Here is an 18,417-nt window from a genome sequence, read left to right as displayed (position 1 = left end):
AAACGACTCCGCGCCGATGATAGTGCGGATTCCCGTGTGAAAGTAGGTCATCGCCAGGCTCTCCCATCCAACACCCCAGCTCCCTTCAAAGAGCTGGGGTGTTTGTCTTTGCGCGAACGCCTTGCCCCCGGCTTGCTGCATCGATCTGCCAACTACTTCCCGGCAACAACCCCCTCCCTCACGCAAAAACAAAAGGCCTTCCAACGGAGGCCTCTATGTGCTCGCGAACGGGCTGACTAGTTTCGTGCCAAGAATTTCTCGACCAGGCGAACCCAATATGTCGCACCGAGCGGGAGCAACTCGTCATTGAAGTCGTAGCTTGGGTTGTGCAGCATGCACGGGCCCAAGCCATGCCCTTGTTCCCGGTGGTCGCCGTCGCCGTTGCCGATGAAGGCAAAGCAGCCAGGCTTCTCGATCAGCATGAACGAGAAATCTTCGGCGCCCATGGTCGGGTCGATATTCGCTTCCACGTTATCTGCGCCGACGAGCTCTCGCATGACTGCCGCCGCGAACTGCGTTTCATTTTCCGTGTTTACAGTCGGCGGATAGTTGCGGTGGAAGACGAAGTCGATCGTGCAATCGTATGCGGCGGCGATGCCCCTTGAAACTTCTTCCATGCGGTGCTCGATCAAGTCGAGGACTTCGGTGGAGAAGGTGCGTACCGTGCCGCCAATCCAGGCTTCGTTCGGGATGATGTTGGTCGCATCGCCGGCATGGAACTGTGTGACGGAGAGGACTGCGGTGTCGATCGGGCGCTTGTTGCGTGTGATGATGCCTTGCAGTGCCGATACCACCTGAGCGCCGACAAACACTGGATCGTTGCCGTTGTGCGGCAGCGCGGCGTGCGCACCCTTTCCCTTGATCGTGATGCGGAACTCGTTGCTCGATGCCATTAGCGCCCCGGCGCGCGTCCCGAATGCGCCGACCGGTACGCCCGGCCAGTTGTGCAAGCCGAAGACGGCATCGCACGGAAAGCGATCGAATAGGCCGTCCTTGATCATCTCGCGTGCGCCGCCACCGCCTTCTTCGGCGGGCTGGAAGATCAGGTTCACGGTTCCGCTGAAATTGCGGTGCTTGGACAGGTAATGCGCAGCGCCGAGCAGCATCGCCGTGTGGCCGTCGTGGCCGCATGCGTGCATCTTGCCGTCGTGTTTGGAGCGATGCTCAAACTGGTTGGCCTCGGCGAGCGGTAGTGCGTCCATATCGGCGCGCAGGCCGATGCTCTTGCCCTCACCGTTGCGGATAACGCCGACGAGGCCGGTCTTGCCCAGGCCTCGATGCACTTCGATGCCCCATTCGGCGAGTTTCGCGGCGACCAGATCGGAGGTGCGCTGTTCTTCGAAGCAGAGTTCGGGGTGCGCGTGGATATCGCGTCGCAGCGCCTGGATCTCGGACTGCGCGGCTTGAATTTCTGGGATCAGCTTCATGAGACGCTCGTGTTCTGGCTGAAGGTTCGGAATCACGTTCGATCATACGCCGAAGGACGATTTCCGGCCGGCTATCCGCCAATTGCTTGATCCGTCCATGCAGTCTCGTATGGATTCTTCACGCGATGGCTTGTGCGCCGCCATCTGCGGCCAAAGCCCAGCGCACCCGAAACGCCTACACTGGAGGCTCGCCAATTGGCCGCGCGCCGCCCTTTGCGCTTCCCGCCGGGGCTGGCCGAGCGCTACGTGAACGACACGAACCCATCATGTCTGCCGACCCCATTGCTACTGCATCGCAACCTTCCGACGAAGTTCTGCAATTGATTCGCACCCTGGTGGCGTTCGATACGGTCAGCCGCAATTCCAATCTTGGCCTGATCGAATGGGTGCGCGATCGCTTGCGAGCGCAGGGTGCGGACTGTCGACTGACATATGACGCAACGGGCGGCAAGGCGAACCTGTTTGCGACGCTGTCGCCAGGCCGCAAGCCGGGGCTGGTGCTGTCAGGGCATACCGATGTGGTGCCCGTCGACGGCCAGTCTTGGGAGTCGAACCCATTCGAAGCGCAGATCCGCGATGGTCGCCTGTACGGGCGCGGCACGGCCGACATGAAGAGCTTCATTGCCGTGGCACTAGCGAATGTGCCCGCGTTCATGGCGGCGGAGGGCGATGCCAGCTTTCATCTTTCGCTGTCGTACGACGAAGAGATCGGCTGCGTGGGCGTGCGCAGCCTGCTGCGTGATCTGGAGGCCAACGGCATTCAGCCCGCAGGCTGCATCGTCGGCGAACCCACGTCGATGCGCGCCATCATTGCGCACAAGGGCAAGCGCGAATACCGATGCTGCGTGCGCGGGAAGGAAGCCCATTCCGCGTTGACGCCGCAGGGCGTGAATGCGATCGAGTTTGCTGCGCTGCTGATCGCGCATATTCGCTCGCTGGCCGCGCGTCTGGCGGCGGAAGAGGCGCGCGATGCCGCTTTTGTCGTGCCGCACACCACGTTGAACACGGGTACGATCAAGGGCGGCATTGCCACCAACGTGGTGCCCCGCGATTGCGAATTCACCTTTGACTTCCGCTATCTCCCAGGCACCGATCCGGATTGGCTTTTCGGCGAGGTCGAGCGCTATGCGCAGCAGATGTTGCTGCCTCAAATGCAAGAGATTTCTGCTGATGCCAACATCAGCTTCGCCATGAAAGCCAACACGCCGGGCCTGTCGATTGCCCCGTCGCATGAGCTGGTGACACTCGCGCAAGCGTTGGCCGATAGCCGGGGCACGGTCGGCAAGGTCGACTATGGGACGGAAGCGGGACTGTTCGCGCGCGCGGGCATCCCGACTGTGGTGTGCGGTCCGGGCAATATCGAGCAGGCGCATAAGCCTAACGAGTACATCGAGCTTGCGCAGATTGCGCAGTGCGAAGCGTTCATGCGGCGGCTCGCGCAGCGGCACATGCAGCCGGCTTGAGCGCAAAAAGAAACCGGGCACCTGGCCCGGTTTTTTTCTGATGAGTAATGCGCGTTCAGCGGATCACTTGGCCGTTCGAGTTGATGATGGTCATCTCGACAAACTTGGAGCCTACGTGGTTGGCGGGCGAGAAGTTCACGTTGAAGCCCCCAACGTCGTAGTTGCCCATCGACTCCAGCGCGCCGATGAACTTCTCGCGCGTCAGGTCACGGCCGGCACGCTTGAGGCCTTCAACAAAGACGCGCGCCGCGACGTAGCCTTCGATGCTTCCGTAGTCGAAATCGGTAATGCCATCCGATTTGAGCAGCTTCTGGTAATCGCGCACCACGGGCGATGCACCGCTATACGGATACGGCATCACCTGCGAGATGATCACGCCGCCGCCAGCCTTGCCGAGTGCGTTGGCGAGTGCCTTGGTGCCCACAAACGAGACGTTGTAGAACTGGCCTGCGTAGCCCTGATCTTGTGCGCCCTTCACCAGGGCTGCCACGGTTTGGTACGCACTGATGACAACGACTGCATCCGGCTTCTGCGCGAGCACGGTCGAGATCGCGCCCTTCACGTCGGTGGTGTTACGGACGACGCTGGCTTGCGCGACGAGCGTCACCCCCTGGTTTGCCGGCAGCTTGAGCGCGCGTTGTACACCGTCGAGGCCCGCCTTGCCGTAGGCGTCGTCGTTATAGACCACGGCAATGCGCTTCAGCCCCGTGGTGTGAATCTGCTGGACGATGGCAGCGGTTTCATCGTTGTAGCTGGCGCGCACGTGGAACACATTACGCGCGAAGGGCTCGCGCAGCGCTGCGGCGCCCGAGTACGGCGCAAAGAACGGCACGCCTGCAGGGTTGGCGATCTTCAGCGCTGCCAAACTCGTGGGTGTACCGACATAGCCGAACAAGGCGAAGACCTTGGTGTCTTCGATGAGAGTCTTGGTGTTGCGGGCAGCGGCATCGGGCTCGTAGAAATCATCGAGCACTTTCAGCTCGATCTTGCGTCCGTTGACGCCACCTGCCGCGTTGACAGCATTGAAGTACAACTGGGCGCCGCGGTTCATCTGCTGGCCGAGTTGTGCCGCCGGGCCGCTCATGGGCGCCGATTGGCCGACGATGATCGCGTCGTTGGTCACCCCCGTCTCGGCGCTCGCGCCGCTTGACGCCATGCCGATGATGCCCGCTGCGAACATCGCCATCAGCCCGGTGATTTTGCGAGATTGCATTGCTCTCCCCCGAGAGTTGATTTGCCGGCATCATAGCTAAACGGGCTGGGGAGGCAAACAGAATCGGGCGGGCAACGTCGCTTTTGAGCGTTTTTGAGACAAAGAAGCCGCGCGATGTGCACGGCGTCCTTCACACGGGGCGCCGTTTCAGGCGGCTTCAGTCACCCGGCGCTTCATCACAGCAAGCAGCACGGCGGTAACAACGGTGCCGGCCACCAACGCCACCACATAGCCGCCCAGATGCGTCACCGCGTTCGGGATCGGCAGCACAAATGCCCCGCCGTGCGGCACGCGCAGTTCCACCCCGAACAGCATCGATAGGGCACCCGCGCATGCGGATCCCACCACGAGCGCAGGAATCACGCGGAATGGGTCTCGGGCCGCATAAGGGATCGCCCCCTCGCTGATGAAGGCGAGGCCCAGCACGGCGGTGGCCCTTGCCGCCTGGCGCTCGTCTCGCGTGAAGCGCGACGGGAAAAGCCATGCTGCAAGTGCAATGCCCAGCGGCGGCGTCATGCCCGCGGCCATGGTGGCCGCCATCGGCGTGTAGACCTGTGCGCCGATCAGCCCGGTGCTGAAGGCATACGCGGCCTTGTTGATGGGGCCGCCCATGTCAAAGGCCATCATGCCGCCCAGCAGTGCGCCCAGCGGTACCGCGTTGGCGCCTTGCATGCCGCGCAGCCAAGTTGTGAGGGAGGCGAGCAACGCGGCAACCGGCGCGCCGACCACATACAGCATCACCAGGCCCGTCAGCAGGCAGCCGAGCACCGGCAGGATCAGCACCGGTTTCAGCCCTTCCAGGTTGCGCGGCAACTTCAGCCAACGGTTGAGCGCCTCGGTGCCATAGCCGGCGACGAACCCCGCCACGATGCCGCCAAGAAACCCGGCGCCTAGGCTGGCGGCCAGCATGCCACCGACCATACCGGGGGCAATACCCGGCCGGCTGGCGATCGAATAGGCGATGTATCCGGCGAGCACCGGCACCATCAACGCAAAGGCCGACTTGGCACCGATCTGGAACAGCACGCCGCCCAGCGTGTGGCTGGCAGACGGGTCCGTCACGTAGATGCCGCCCAGGGCAAACGCCAGTGCAATCAGGATGCCCCCCGCCACCACGAAGGGCAGCATGAACGACACGCCGGTCATCAGGTGTTTGTACGGGCCGGTGCGCTGCTGTTCCGCAGCGCCGACTGTGGTGCCTCCCGATTGCGCCGTTCCGCCACCTTCCACGGACGCCTCATCGAAGGCGCGGCGGATCAGCGCCTGCCCATCGTGAATGGCGGCCTTGGTGCCCGCGCGGAAGACGCGCTTGCCGGCAAAGCGAGACAGGTCCACCTGCGTGTCGGCGGCGATCAACACGAGATCCGCACGCGCGATGGCATCGGCCGACAGCGTGTTCTGTGCGCCCACCGAGCCCTGCGTTTCCACGTGGATCGTGTGACCGAGCGCGGCGGCGGCCTGCGTGAGCGCCTCGGCAGCCATGAAGGTGTGGGCAATGCCGGTCGGGCACGATGTGATGGCGACGATGCGTTGCGCTTGCGTGCCGGCTTTCGGTGCGGGCGGGGCGTTGTGCATCATGCGGGCCAGCACGGCCCGGGCGTCCGCCAGCACTTCATCGAGCGTGACTTCAAGCGTGCGCGGATTGGCGTGGCGAGCCGCCGCGTCGGGCGAGAGGCCTGCCCAGACGACGGCATCGGCGGTGGCCAGCACAGCAGTGTCGACCACCGAGGCGGTGTCCGGGCCGCGCACGTCCACGTCGAGCTTGCAGCCCGATTCGCGCGCCGCATGGCGCAGGGCCGCACCGGCGAGCATCGCACGGGTGGTGCGGCCATCCGCACCGAGAATTGCCAGCAGGTTTGCCATGATCGGCTCCTTGAATGCGTTGAGCGTGTGGCGATGCGATGGTCGCGGCGTCAGGCCACGCGCTGCATCTGGACGGCGGCCGCGCGTTCGCGTACCTGCCCCGGGGGCGGAAGGTGCGGGCCCAGGCGCTGCAACTTGCATGCGGCAAAGGCAACCGAAAGGCGCACGGTCTCTTCCATGCCGGCACCGGCATGCCAGCCGGCCAGCACGCCGGCCACCATGGCGTCACCCGCACCGACAGTGCTGGCGGCGCGTACCGGCGGCAGGCTGGCCTGCCATGTGCCTTGCGCTGTGACGAACAGCGCGCCGTCCTCGCCCAGCGATACGATGACTTGCGCCACGCCACGCGCATGGATGGCGCGCGCCACGTCCACCGTTTCAGCCAGCGTGGGCAGCGACGTACCCGCCCACACTTCCAGTTCGTGCCGGTTTGGCTTGATTGCCGTCGGCAGGGACTCGCGCGGGGCCGCCAGCACCTGTGTGAGCGGTGCGCCGCTGGTGTCCAGCAACGTGGGTATGCCGCGGCGGTTCAGCCGCGCCAGCAATCTCACGTAGGTATCGGGCTGCAAGCCCCCGGCCAGGCTGCCGCACAGCGCAGCGCCCGCAATGTCGGCGAACGCGTCAATTCGGTCGCACAGCGCGTCGAACTCGGCAGACGTGGCGTCAATGCCTGGCAGATTGATGTCGGTGGTCTGTCCGTCTGCCTGGTCGCTGATCTTGATGTTGGTGCGATTGGTGCCGGGCACCCGGCAGAAGCCGTCGAGCACGCCCTTGCGCGCAAACAGCGCCTCGAACAGCTCGGCGTTGGCGTCGCCCAGGAGGCCCGTGGCGATTACCGGCACCTGCCAATCGGCCAGGCAGGCAGCCACGTTGACGCCCTTGCCGCCGGCCTGTTGCGTGACGCTGCGGCCGATGTTGACGCGCCCGCGTTCGAGGCGCTCCAGCCCGATGGTCATGTCGATGGCCGGATTGAGCGTGATGGTGACGATGCGCGCGTCGCTCATGCCGCCATCTCCTTGCCCGGTGCCAGGATCGTCAAGGTCGCTTCAAGGTCGCGCACGTCCTGGGCGCATGCGCAGGCCAACGCGCGTTCCGCGAGTTGTGACAGCGTGCCGGCATGTGCCTCGCGCAACCGCGCCTTGACCGACGCGATATCGCGCGGGCTCATCGACAGTTCATGCACGCCAAGCCCCGTGAGCAGCAGCGCGCCGAACGGGTCTCCCGCCAAGCCGCCACACACGCCTACCCAGCGCCCGTGGCGTGCGGCGCCTTGCACGGTCTGCTGGATCAGACGGAGCACCGTCGGGTGCAGGCTGTCGGCCTCGGCGGCGAGGTCGGGATGCTGGCGGTCGATCGCCAGCGTGTATTGCGTCAGGTCGTTCGTGCCGATGGAAAAGAAGTCGACATGCTCGGCCAGGCGATCGGCCAGTAGCGCGGCGGCCGGCACCTCCACCATGATGCCCAGCGGCACCGCCGGCGCGTCCAGTTCAGCGCGGATGCGCTCGCACGCGGTGCGCAGGGCGATCACTTCCTCCAAGGCGGTGATCATCGGGAACATGATCGACAACGCGCCGCCCTTGCCGACATCGCGGGCGGCGCGATAGAGCGCTCGCAGTTGCGGCTCCATGAGGTCGGGCCGGCGCAGCAGCAGGCGCGCACCGCGCACACCGAGGAAGGGGTTGTCTTCTGTCGGCAGGTTCAGATGCGGGACCTGCTTGTCGCCGCCGATATCCAGGGTGCGCACGATCAGCGGGCGGCCGCCGAGGCTTTTCAGCATGTCGGCGTAGACGGCATATTGCGTGTCTTCGTCCGGCGTGTGGTCGCGTTCGAGGAACAGGAATTCGGTGCGCATCAGGCCAACGCCTTCCGCGCCGAGCGTGATGGCTTCGACCGCCTGCGCGGGCAGGTTGACGTTGGCGGCGATCTCCACCGTGTGGCCGTCACGTGTGCGGGCGGGCAAGCCGCGTTCTGCCTGCTCACGCTGAGCGCGGCTGGCGTCTTCCTGCAGCCATGCCCGGGCGCTGGCGATGCTGGCAGCGTCCGGATCCAGCACCAGACGGCCGCCGGTACCGTCGATGATGGCCTGTGTGCCCGTCGCCACATCGAGCACCGCGGGGCCGGCGGCCACGACGGCCGGGATGCCCAGCGTGCGCGTCAGGATGGCCGTGTGCGAGGTCGGACCGCCTTGCGCCGTGACGATGCCGATGATGCGTCGCGTATCGAGTGCCGCCGTATCCGACGGCGACAGATCTGCCGCAACCAGGATGCAGGGCGTGTCCGGCAGTGTCTGCGCGGCACTGCGCAGCGACGGATCGATATGGCCGAGCACCCGCCGACCCACGTCGCGCAAGTCGGCCGCGCGCGCGGCTAGCAGCGGATTGCCGAGCGCGCCGAGTCGCTCGGCCAGGCGTTCGACGGCCTGATGCCAGGACCACGCCACGCCGTGGCCCTCGACCATCGCCTGGCACGTCAGCGTCATGAGATCGGTGTCGCCCAGCAGTTCGGCCTGGGCCTTGAAGATGCCCGCTTCGGCTTCGCCCAGGCGGGCGGCGGTGTCGCGTGCCAGGGCTTCCAGCTCGGCGCGCGTGCTGGCCAGCGCCTGGTCCAGCATGTCGCCGCCGGTGGTCAGCGCGACCGGGTGATCGGGCACGGTCGACGCGCCGTGCTGCAGCACGTGGATGGGGCCGATCGCCAAGCCGGGGCTCGCCGCAATGCCGCCGATGGCCGGCAACGCCGCATCGGCTTGCCACCCATGCGAGGTCTGGCGCGTGCGCGCGGCTTGCGTGTCGCGTGCCGCCTGCGCGCGTTCCTGCGCCGTCAGGCCTCGGATGGTCTGCATCAGGGCGTCGAGCGCGGCGCCGGCGTCGGGGCCTTCCGCAGAGAGCGTGAGCTTGGCGCCCGCCGCAAGCCCCAATTGCAGCAACGCCACCAGGTTCTTTGCGTCGGCGGTTTCATTGCCATGGCGCACTTGCACGCGCGCGGCAAAGCGGCGGGCGGCTTCCACCCACTGCGCGGCCGGACGGGCGTGCAGGCCGCTCGGGTATTCCAGCGTCAAGGTGCGCTGCTCGGCGAGGTCGGCGCCGGGCGTGCTGGCGGCGGGCGCGGGTGCGTCGCTCGAGAGCGCGGCGACAAGCTCTTCGGCGTTCTGCGTGGTGAAGAGCTGCCGCAGGCGTGCGTCGTCATTCAGTAGCCGTGTCAGCCGGCGCAGCAAAGTGATGTGCTCGTCCGACTGCGCGGCGATGGCAAACACCAGGTGCGTCGTCTGCCCCGGGTGCCACTCCAGCCCGTCGGGAAATTGCAGCACCGCAATGCCCGTCTGGCGGATCAGGTGACGGTCCTCGCCCATGCCGTGCGGAATGGCGACGCCATGGCCGAGAAACGTGTTGGCCACGGTCTCGCGGCGTAGAAGGCTGTCGATATAGGCCGGGTCGATGCAGCCTGCGTCGGCCAGCAATTGGCCGGCGGCGCGGATAGCGCTTTCCTTGTCGGTGGCGCGTTGCTGCAGACGTATGCGTTCGGCGCAGATCAGGGCGGAAGCCATGCGGCGGGGTCTCCTGCGGCTGCCGCGCTCCAAGGCCCGGCATGGTGTCGTCGATGATCGCGAATTGAAATCGATTACAGTTGGAGTGTCAATGTGCGGCGCGACACAAAGTGACGTATCTTCCGGTATTTACGGGGTTTTCCCTAGGGTGGTCAGGCTTTAGTGACGAGGCTGCCCTTCGCTATGATGGCGCTTTCTTTGGAAACGATTTCAGCATGACGGTTCGAATCAAAGACGTGGCGGCGGCAGCGGGCGTGTCGGTGGCAACGGTGTCACGCGCGCTCGCCGGCGGCCCCGTGAGCGCAGAACTGCGCCGACGCGTCGATGCGGCGGTGGCGGCGTCCGGGTATCGGCCGAACCTGTCGGCACGGCGGCTGCGCTCACAGCAGGCGCAGACCGTCGGGCTGATCGTCTCCGACATCCGCAACCCGTTCTTCACCAGCGTCAGCCGGGCGGTGGAAGACGCGGCCTACGCCGCCGGCCTGCGCGTCATCCTGTGCAATTCCGACGAAGACCCTGAGAAGGAGGCGATGTACCTGCGCCTGATGGAAGAGGAGCGCGTGACCGGTGTGATCCTCTCGCCGACGCGCGCCATTGCTGAAGCGCAGCAACCGGTGCACCTCGGTTACCCGGTCGTGCTGATCGACCGAGCGGGCCCGGCTTGTGGGACCGATGCCGTGGTGCTCGACAACCAGCAGGCCGCGCAAGCATTGGCTGAGCACCTCGCCACGCAGGGTTATCGGCGCATCGGTGGCCTGTTCGGGCGGACGAGCAGCACAGGCGCTGAGCGTCAGGCCGGATTCGCGACGGCGTTGGCACGTCACGGCATGACCCTCGAGGCACGTTTCATCCTGCCGACCGCCGAGGCCGCGGAGGCCGAGACGCTGGCATGGCTGTCCGGTACGGAACGTGATCGCCCCGACGCGCTCGTCGCGAGTAACGCGCAATCGCTGCTGGGCGTGCTGCGTGCGTTGCGCAAGCTCTCGCTGGATGTGCCGCGCGACATCGCCGTGGCGGGCTTTGACAATGAGCCTTGGACGGAACTCGCCGGCCCGGGCATCACCGTGATCGAACAGCCGGTCTATGACATCGGCCGCATGGCGATGGCAATGCTGCAGGATCGACTCGCACAGCCCGCCCTGCCGACGCGTCGCGTGTTGCTCACGGGGCGGCTTGTCATGCGCGGCTCCACGCCGCTGCGAAGCCACTAGCGGGCGATTACAATTTCCGGATGCCCGCGGCGGTGCGAAGACACCGACATGCGCCAGCCGCCACCCACTCCGGAGCCCCTTGATGTCCACCCAAGTCATCCGTGCCGCCTGCCCGCACGACTGCCCCGACACCTGCGCCTTGCTCGTCACCGTCGAGGACGGCCGCGCCACCCGCGTGCAGGGCGATCCGGACCACCCGACGACGGCTGGCGTGCTGTGCACCAAGGTCAATCGGTATGCGGAACGCACGTACCACCCGAACCGCCTGCTGACGCCGATGAAGCGCGTGGGCGCCAAGGGCGAGGGCAAGTTCGAACCGATTTCGTGGGACGAAGCCATCGACACCGTCGCCACGCGCCTGGGCGATATTGCGGCGCGCAACCCAGAGGCCATCCTCCCGTACAGCTACGCCGGCACGATGGGCCTGGTGCAGGGCGAGAGCATGGCTGCGCGCTTCTTTCACAAGCTCGGGGCGTCGCTGCTCGATCGCACGATCTGCGCATCGGCCGGTGCGACGGCGCTGCGCTATACGTACGGCGCGAGCCTCGGCATGGACATCGAGCACGTGCAGGATGCCAAGCTGATCCTGATCTGGGGCGCCAATCCGATCGCGTCGAACCTGCATTTCTGGACGCGCGCGCAGGAGGCGAAACGGCGTGGCGCCACGCTCGTCGCCATCGATCCGTATCGCTCGCTGACGGCCGAGAAGTGCCATCGCCATCTGGCGGTACGCCCCGGTACCGATGCGGCGCTGGCGCTGGCGATGATCCACGTGCTGGTCCGTGATGACTTGCTCGACCACGATTACATTGCCAATCACACGCTCGGCTTTGATGCGCTGCGTGAACGCGCGCAGCAATACACACCGGAATATGCGGCGACGCTGTGTGGGGTGGACGCGGCGGACATCGAGTGGCTCGCCAAGCTGTACGGCACGACCGTCGTGCGCGACAAACAGCCGGCGGCCATTCGCCTGAACTACGGCATGCAGCGCGCGCATGGCGGCGGGCAGGGCGTGCGCGCGGTCGCGTGCCTGCCGTCGCTGGTGGGCGCGTGGCGCGATGCGGCGGGCGGGCTGCAACTGTCGACGTCCGGTTTCTTCCCCATCGACACCGCAAAGCTGCAGCGTCCTGACCTGCTGCCGAGCTGGCCCAACATGCCGCGCACGATCAACATGAGCACCATCGGCGATGCGCTGCTGCATACGGGCGACGCATCGTTCGGCCCGAAGGTCGAGGCGGTGGTCGTCTACAACAGCAACCCCGTGGCGGTGGCGCCGGACTCGCGCAAGGTCGCCGCCGGCTTTGCGCGCGAAGACCTCTTCACCGTGGTGCTGGAACATTTCCAGACCGACACGGCCGACTACGCTGACATCCTCCTGCCGGCCACCACGCAGCTCGAACACGTCGATGTGCACAAGGCTTACGGCCACACTTACGTGCTGGCCAACAACGCTGCCATTGCGCCGATGGGGCAATCGTTGCCGAACACGGAGATTTTTCGCCGTCTCGCGCAACGCATGGGTTTTAACGACACCTGTTTTGCCGACTCGGACGACGACATCGCCGCCCAGGCCGTGCGCCGTGACGACCCGGCCGCCGCGCACATCGACTGGGCGACGCTCAAGCGCGAGGGCTGGCAGAAGCTGTCACACCCGGCCGCGCCGCTGGCACGTGGCGGCTATCGCACGCCGTCTGGCCGCTGCGAGTTCTATTCCGAACAGATGGCCAAGGACGGACTCGACCCGCTGCCCGGCTATGTGCCGCCGCATGAGTCGGCGATCAGCACGCCGGAGCTGGCCAAGCGTTATCCGCTGTCGATGATCTCGCCGCCGGCGCGTAACTTCCTCAACTCCACCTTCGTCAACGTCGACAGCCTGCGCAACACCGAAGGCGAGCCGCATCTCGACATCCACCCCGACGATGCGAATGCGCGTGGCGTCGTCGATGGCGAGCTTGTCCGCATCTTCAACGATCGCGGCACCATGCAGGCGCGCGCCCGCGTGACCGACCGTGCGCGGCGGGGCGTGGTCGTCGGCCTGTCGATCTGGTGGAAGAAGCTCGCGCCCGACGGCACCAACGCCAACGAGCTGACCAGCCAGCGCCTGACCGACATGGGGCGCGCGCCCACCTTCTACGATTGCCTGGTCGAGGTGGCGCCGTTGGCACAGGCCGCCTGACGAGGCCATCATGCGTGCCGCACGCGCGCTGTGCCTTGCGCTGTCGGTAGCCGGTTCGGCATTGCTGGTCGGCTGCGACACGGTCGGCTATTACTACCAGTCGGTCAGCGGACATCTCTCGCTGATGGCGCAGCGCGAGTCGATCGACCAGGCCATCGACAACGCGCGGCAGGCCCACAACGACAAGCTCGCCAAGCGCCTGGAAGACGCGCGCAGCATTCGCATCTATGCCTCGCGCGAACTGGGCTTGCCCGACAACGGCAGCTATCGCGTCTACGCCAATCTCAAGCGGCCATTCGCGGTGTGGAACGTGTTTGCCGCGCCTGAGCTGTCGGTCAAGCTCAAGGAATGGTGTTTCCTCGTCGTAGGCTGCGTGACGTATCGCGGGTACTACGACCGCAACGCCGCCATGGCCTATGCCGACACCCTGCGCGCCCAGGGCCTCGACGTGGATGTGGCCGGCATTCCTGCGTATTCCACACTGGGCTATTTCGACGACCCGCTGCTCAATACCTTCGTCGGCCTGCCCGAAGGCGAGCTGGCGCGGCTGATTTTTCATGAGCTGGCGCATCAGGTCGTCTACGCCAAGGGCGATACGGCGTTCAACGAATCGTTCGCCACCACGGTGGAAACCATTGGTGTCGAACGCTGGCTGGCCGATGCTGCCACCCCGGAAATTCGCGCGGAATATGCCACGTACGACGCCCGGCGCGTACAATTCCGCGCCCTGCTGCTGGCGTACCGCAACCGGCTTGAGACGCTGTATGCAAGCCCCGTGTCGGACGACGAGAAGCGCGCCGGAAAACGCGCCATCTTCGCGAGCCTGCAGGCCGATTACGCCAAGCTCAAAGCAAGCTGGGGCGGCTATACCGGTTACGACCGCTGGTTTGCGCAGCCCCTGTCGAACGCGCATCTGGGGGCAGTCGCGAGCTACCTGGAATGGGTGCCGGCGTTCACGGCGCTATACCACCGCGATGGCGGCGACTGGGCGCGCTTCTATGCCGACGTCAAGGCCATGGCGCGTGAATCGAAACAACAGCGCGAGGTCGCACTGAGGGTGCTCGCGCCGGCGGCGATGGCCAAGTCGGAGGGCATCACGCAAAAGTGATGCCAAGATCGTTTTCTGCACCAGTTTCAGGCAGTCTGAACCGGCTGAGGGAACTGTCTAAGTTATTGTTTTGACAAAGACATCCGCGTAGGATGCCGAAAAAAAACGAACGACCATTCTAAAAAATCGACAATCGCCAGGAGACACACCCATGGATAAGCCGTGGCTGAAGCAGTACCCCGCTGGGGTGCCGGCCGAGATCGATGCATCGCAGTATCGATCGCTGGCCCATCTGCTTGAGGATTCTTTCCAGAAGAACCGCAACCGCCGTGCATTTGAATGCATGGGCAAGGTGCTGACCTACGGCGAGCTGGATACGCTCTCGCGCCAACTGGCGGCGTGGCTGCAATCGCGCGGTCTGACACCGGGCGCGCGCGTCGCGCTGATGATGCCGAACGTGCTGCAGTACCCGGTGGCGCTGGCCGCCGTGCTGCGCGCCGGCTACGTGGTCGTCAACGTCAATCCGCTTTACACCCCGCGCGAACTGGAACACCAGCTCAAGGACAGCGGCGCCGAAGCCATCATCATCCTGGAGAACTTCGCGACGACGCTGCAGCAGGTGCTGCCCAATACGCCGATCAAGCACATCGTGGTGGCCAGCATGGGCGACATGCTCGGCGGGCTCAAAGGCATGTTGGTCAATTTCGTCGTGCGCAGCGTCAAGAAGATGGTGCCGGCGTGGGAACTGCCCAGCTGCATCCGCTTCAACACCGCGCTGCAAGAGGGCGCCAAGCAGACGCTCAAGCCCACCTCCGTGGGCCCCGACGACGTCGCCTTCCTGCAATACACGGGTGGGACGACCGGCGTATCGAAGGGCGCGACGCTGCTGCATCGGAACATCGTCGCCAACGTGCTGCAATCGGAAGCGTGGATGAACCCGGCGCTCACCAAGCCCGGCCGCGACGGCCGCATGCTGGCCGCCGACGAAGAGATCATCACCATCACCGCGCTGCCGCTGTATCACATCTTCGCGCTGACGGTGTGCTGCCTGCTGTCGATGCGCAAGGGCGGGCTGGCGGTACTGATCCCGAACCCGCGCGATATCCCGGGTTTCATCAAGGTGCTCAAGCAGTACCGCTTCCACATGTTCCCGGCCGTGAACACGCTGTACAACGCGCTGCTGAACAATCCCGAATTCAAGGATGTCGACTGTTCCAATCTGCGCGTGGCCAACGGCGGCGGCATGGCGGTGCAGGAAGCCGTTGCCAAGAAATGGCTCGAAGTGACAGGGTGTCCGATCATCGAAGGCTACGGCCTGTCGGAAACGTCACCGTCGGCCATCTGCAATCCGACGAATACCGACAAATTTTCGGGCACGGTCGGGTTGCCGATCCCGTCCACGGAAATCGCCATCCGCGACGACGAGGGGCGTGATCTGCCGATCGGTCAGGCTGGCGAAATCTGCATCCGTGGCCCGCAGGTCATGGCCGGTTACTGGAAGCGCCCGGACGAGACCGCCAAGGTCATGTATGCCGACGGCTTCTTCAAGACCGGCGACGTGGGTGTGATGGACGAGCGCGGCTACACCAAGATCGTCGATCGCAAGAAGGACATGATTTTGGTGTCGGGTTTCAACGTGTATCCGAATGAGATCGAAGGCGTGGTGGCGATGTGCCCGGGCGTGCTGGAAGTGGCCGCCGTGGGCGTACCCGACGTGCATTCGGGCGAGGTGGTCAAGCTGTTCGTGGTGCGCCGCGACCCGACGCTGACCGAGCAGAAGCTGCAGGAGTTCTGCAAGGATCAGCTCACGGGGTACAAGCGCCCGAAGTTCATCGAGTTCCGCAACGAGCTGCCGAAGACCAACGTCGGCAAGATCCTGCGCCGCGAACTGCGCGACGAGGCGATGAAGAAGCGTGCCTGAGTCTGCGTAGCTGCAAAGAAAAAGCCGCGATTCGTCGCGGCTTTTTTTTGGTCCGGTACAAGCAAGGCGTGGCCGGTCAGCCCACGTACAGGAGGATGCTGACGAACTGACAAGCGCTGCCAGCCAGCACAAACAGATGCCAGATGCCGTGGAAGTGCCGCACCTTCTCGTCAAAGAGAAAGAAGCCGATGCCCGTCGTATAAAGCGCGCCCCCCGCAACCAGCCACCACAGGCCTGGTGCGGGCAACGCGGCCGCCAGCGGCCCCATGGCAATCAGCACCAGCCAGCCCATCACCACGTAAATCAGCAGTGAGAACAGGCGCGTGCGGTGGCCGATCCAGAGTTCCTGAGCAATGCCGATGGCTGCCAGTGCCCAGTTGATGCCAAACAGCGCCCAGCCCCATGGGCCGCGCAGCGTGACCAGCGCAAACGGTGTGTAGCTGCCGGCGATCAACAGGTAGATGGCGCAATAGTCCAGCCGCTGGAAGATGCTTTTGGCCGGGCCTCGCAGGCTGTGATAAAGCGTAGAGATTGTGTAGAGCAGGACCAGCGTCGTGCCGTAGACCACGGAACTGACCACCTTCCAAGCGTCGTGGTGCAGGGCGGACGACGTTACCAGAACGGCCATGCCCCCCGCGGCAAGGATGGCCCCGGCCAGGTGGCTGAAGCCGTTGAATCGTTCTCCACGATACATACACTGATCTCCAGAAAAACCCGGTTCTTCCTACAATGCCCCAATGCCTGGCATTGACCTCACCATCACCGCCCAATTGTCCATTCCGGAGTCCGAGCTGGTCGAGCGCTTTGTGCGCGCAAGCGGACCGGGTGGGCAGAACATCAACAAGGTATCGACGGCGGTGGAGTTGCGCTTTGACATCGCCCAATCGCCGTCGTTGCCGGAGGCGTTGCGGGCTCGCCTGTTGGGCAAGCGCGACCGCCGCTTGACTGCTGAGGGCGTGATTGTGATTGATGCACAACGCTTTCGCACGCAGGACCGCAACCGCCAGGATGCCCGTGAACGTCTGGCCGCATTCATTGCGACGGGGCTTTCGGTGCCAAAGTCGCGCATCGCCACCAAGCCCACGCGCGCTTCCAAGACGCGCCGTCTGGAAGGCAAGCGCGCGCGTGGCGACGTCAAGCGGGGTCGCTCGGGTCGCCACTCGTGGGATTAATCGCGCCGATAGGCACGGCCCCTTACATCAGCCGGGTATCGCGCGTCTCGCGCATGCAGAGCACGCCGATCAGGCTGACCACCGCGGCCGCCGACACATACATGCCTACCCAGCTCAGGCCGCCTTGCTCGGCCAGCTTCTGCGCGATATACGGCGCAATCGACGCGCCCAGAATGCCGCCCAGGTTGTACGACACGCCGGCGCCGGTGTAGCGCACGTTGGTTGGGAACAACTCCGGCAGCAGTGCGCCCATCGGCGCGAAGGTCACGCCCATCAGGAACAGCTCGATGATGAGGAACAGCGCTACCAGCGGCGTTTGGCCACTACCCAGCAGCGGCGCCATCGTAAAGCCCGACAGGATGGCCGCGATGATGCCGACGATCAGCACCGGCTTGCGCCCGAAGCGGTCCGACGCCCACGCTGACAGCGGCGTCGCCAGCCCCATGAAGACCACCGCCAGGCACAGCAATCCCAGGAAGCTCGGGCGCGAGAAATGCAGCGTGCTCACGCCGTACGACAGCGAAAACACCGTCGAGATATAGAACAGCGTGTAGCAGACCACCATGGCCAGCGCGCCCAGCAGCGTCGGCCACCAGTGGTGCGCCAGCAGTGTGGCGACCGGCACCTTCACGCGCTCCTGCCGGTCGATGGCGGCTTGGAAGGCCGGGGTCTCGGCGATCTTCAATCGCACATACAGGCCCAGCGCCACGAGTACTGCGCTTACCAGGAAGGGTACGCGCCAGCCCCAGCTGCGGAACTGCTCGTCCGATAGTGCGATCGCCAGTCCGAAGAAGAGGCCGTTCGATGCCAGGAATCCGACCGACGGGCCGAGCTGAGGAAACATGCCGAACCAGGCACGTTTGCCCGCCGGCGCGTTCTCGGTAGCCAGCAGGGCCGCGCCGCCCCATTCACCACCCAGGCCAATGCCCTGGCCAAAGCGCAGCACGCACAGCAGGATCGGTGCAAGGGTGCCGATGCTGTCGTACCCCGGCACCAGCCCGATCAGCGTGGTGGAAATACCCATGACCAGCAGTGAGGCCACCAGCGTGGACTTGCGCCCGATGCGATCGCCAAAGTGGCCGAACAGGAACGAGCCGATCGGCCGCGCAATGAACGCGATGCCGAATGTGACGAACGCCGAGAGCGCTTGTGCCGCAGCAGAGCCATGCGGAAAGAACACCGGGCCGATGACCAGTGCCGCGGCTGTCGCGTAGACATAGAAATCGTAGAACTCGATGGCCGTGCCGATGAAACTCGCAAAGACGATGCGCGAGCGGCTGGCGTCGGCGGCCGCGCCGGGGGCGGCGGGCGCCATGGTTGGAGAAGTCGAAGAGGACATGCGGGTCTCCGGTTAGGTTGGCGTTGTTGTCGTTATGAAT

Annotated in this window: 12 protein-coding genes and 1 pseudogene; 6 read left to right on the top strand and 7 right to left on the bottom strand. The window is 65.2% G+C overall.

Annotation, left to right across the window (positions count from 1 at the left end):
• Positions 1–236: 236 nt before the first annotated feature.
• Positions 237–1,427, bottom strand: coding sequence for a M20 aminoacylase family protein (locus ACTJK6_RS17165; RefSeq protein ID WP_440839618.1), 1,191 nt, complete (start codon positions 1,425–1,427; stop codon positions 237–239).
• 266 nt (positions 1,428–1,693) lie between these two features.
• Here ACTJK6_RS17165 and argE point away from each other — a divergent pair, with 266 nt between their 5' ends.
• On the top strand, positions 1,694–2,890 hold the full coding sequence (gene argE / locus ACTJK6_RS17160) for an acetylornithine deacetylase (RefSeq protein ID WP_440839617.1): 1,197 nt from the start codon (positions 1,694–1,696) through the stop codon (positions 2,888–2,890).
• Between the two features lie 55 nt (positions 2,891–2,945).
• Here the strand turns inward: argE and ACTJK6_RS17155 are convergent, their stop codons facing one another.
• The 4 genes from ACTJK6_RS17155 to ptsP form a co-directional block, all read right to left on the bottom strand.
• The gene (locus ACTJK6_RS17155; protein ID WP_260802241.1) at positions 2,946–4,103 is read right to left on the bottom strand and encodes an ABC transporter substrate-binding protein; all 1,158 of its coding nucleotides are present in this window, start codon (positions 4,101–4,103) and stop codon (positions 2,946–2,948) included.
• Positions 4,104–4,250: 147 nt separating this feature from the next.
• The gene (locus tag ACTJK6_RS17150; RefSeq protein WP_440839616.1) at positions 4,251–5,966 is read right to left on the bottom strand and encodes a PTS fructose transporter subunit IIC; all 1,716 of its coding nucleotides are present in this window, start codon (positions 5,964–5,966) and stop codon (positions 4,251–4,253) included.
• Between the two features lie 50 nt (positions 5,967–6,016).
• The gene (pfkB, locus tag ACTJK6_RS17145) at positions 6,017–6,970 is read right to left on the bottom strand and encodes a 1-phosphofructokinase (RefSeq protein ID WP_440839615.1); all 954 of its coding nucleotides are present in this window, start codon (positions 6,968–6,970) and stop codon (positions 6,017–6,019) included.
• On the bottom strand, positions 6,967–9,507 hold the full coding sequence (gene ptsP, locus ACTJK6_RS17140) for a phosphoenolpyruvate--protein phosphotransferase (protein ID WP_440839614.1): 2,541 nt from the start codon (positions 9,505–9,507) through the stop codon (positions 6,967–6,969). Before ptsP ends, pfkB begins: the two co-directional genes overlap by 4 nt.
• A 215-nt stretch (positions 9,508–9,722) precedes the next feature.
• On the opposite strand from ptsP, the gene ACTJK6_RS17135 reads away from it, so the two are divergent.
• The 4 genes and pseudogenes from ACTJK6_RS17135 (at position 9,723) to ACTJK6_RS17120 (ending at position 15,866) form a co-directional block, all read left to right on the top strand.
• Entirely contained in the window at positions 9,723–10,718 is a 996-nt protein-coding gene (locus ACTJK6_RS17135; RefSeq protein ID WP_440839613.1) for a LacI family DNA-binding transcriptional regulator, read from the top strand.
• A gap of 82 nt (positions 10,719–10,800) precedes the next feature.
• A complete protein-coding gene (locus ACTJK6_RS17130) occupies positions 10,801–12,897 on the top strand; it encodes a molybdopterin-containing oxidoreductase family protein (protein WP_440839612.1) in 2,097 nt (698 codons plus the stop codon).
• A gap of 10 nt (positions 12,898–12,907) precedes the next feature.
• A pseudogene (locus tag ACTJK6_RS17125) lies at positions 12,908–14,079 on the top strand (aminopeptidase).
• A gap of 77 nt (positions 14,080–14,156) precedes the next feature.
• Entirely contained in the window at positions 14,157–15,866 is a 1,710-nt protein-coding gene (locus ACTJK6_RS17120) for a long-chain fatty acid--CoA ligase (RefSeq protein WP_440839611.1), read from the top strand.
• Between the two features lie 76 nt (positions 15,867–15,942).
• Here the strand turns inward: ACTJK6_RS17120 and trhA are convergent, their stop codons facing one another.
• On the bottom strand, positions 15,943–16,560 hold the full coding sequence (trhA, locus tag ACTJK6_RS17115) for a PAQR family membrane homeostasis protein TrhA (RefSeq protein WP_232041095.1): 618 nt from the start codon (positions 16,558–16,560) through the stop codon (positions 15,943–15,945).
• A 43-nt stretch (positions 16,561–16,603) separates the two neighbouring features.
• Between trhA and arfB the strand changes: the two genes are divergently transcribed.
• On the top strand, positions 16,604–17,038 hold the full coding sequence (gene arfB, locus ACTJK6_RS17110; RefSeq protein ID WP_343619582.1) for an alternative ribosome rescue aminoacyl-tRNA hydrolase ArfB: 435 nt from the start codon (positions 16,604–16,606) through the stop codon (positions 17,036–17,038).
• Between the two features lie 22 nt (positions 17,039–17,060).
• On the opposite strand, the gene ACTJK6_RS17105 is transcribed toward arfB, so the two are convergent.
• A complete protein-coding gene (locus tag ACTJK6_RS17105; RefSeq protein ID WP_232041093.1) occupies positions 17,061–18,377 on the bottom strand; it encodes an MFS transporter in 1,317 nt (438 codons plus the stop codon).
• Positions 18,378–18,417: the final 40 nt, after the last annotated feature.

It is taken from the genome of Ralstonia sp. 22086 (assembly GCF_052045975.1).
Lineage (GTDB): Bacteria > Pseudomonadota > Gammaproteobacteria > Burkholderiales > Burkholderiaceae > Ralstonia > Ralstonia wenshanensis.
The sequence above is the reverse complement of the archived record's forward strand: the minus strand, read 5'-3'. Positions and strand labels throughout refer to the sequence as shown.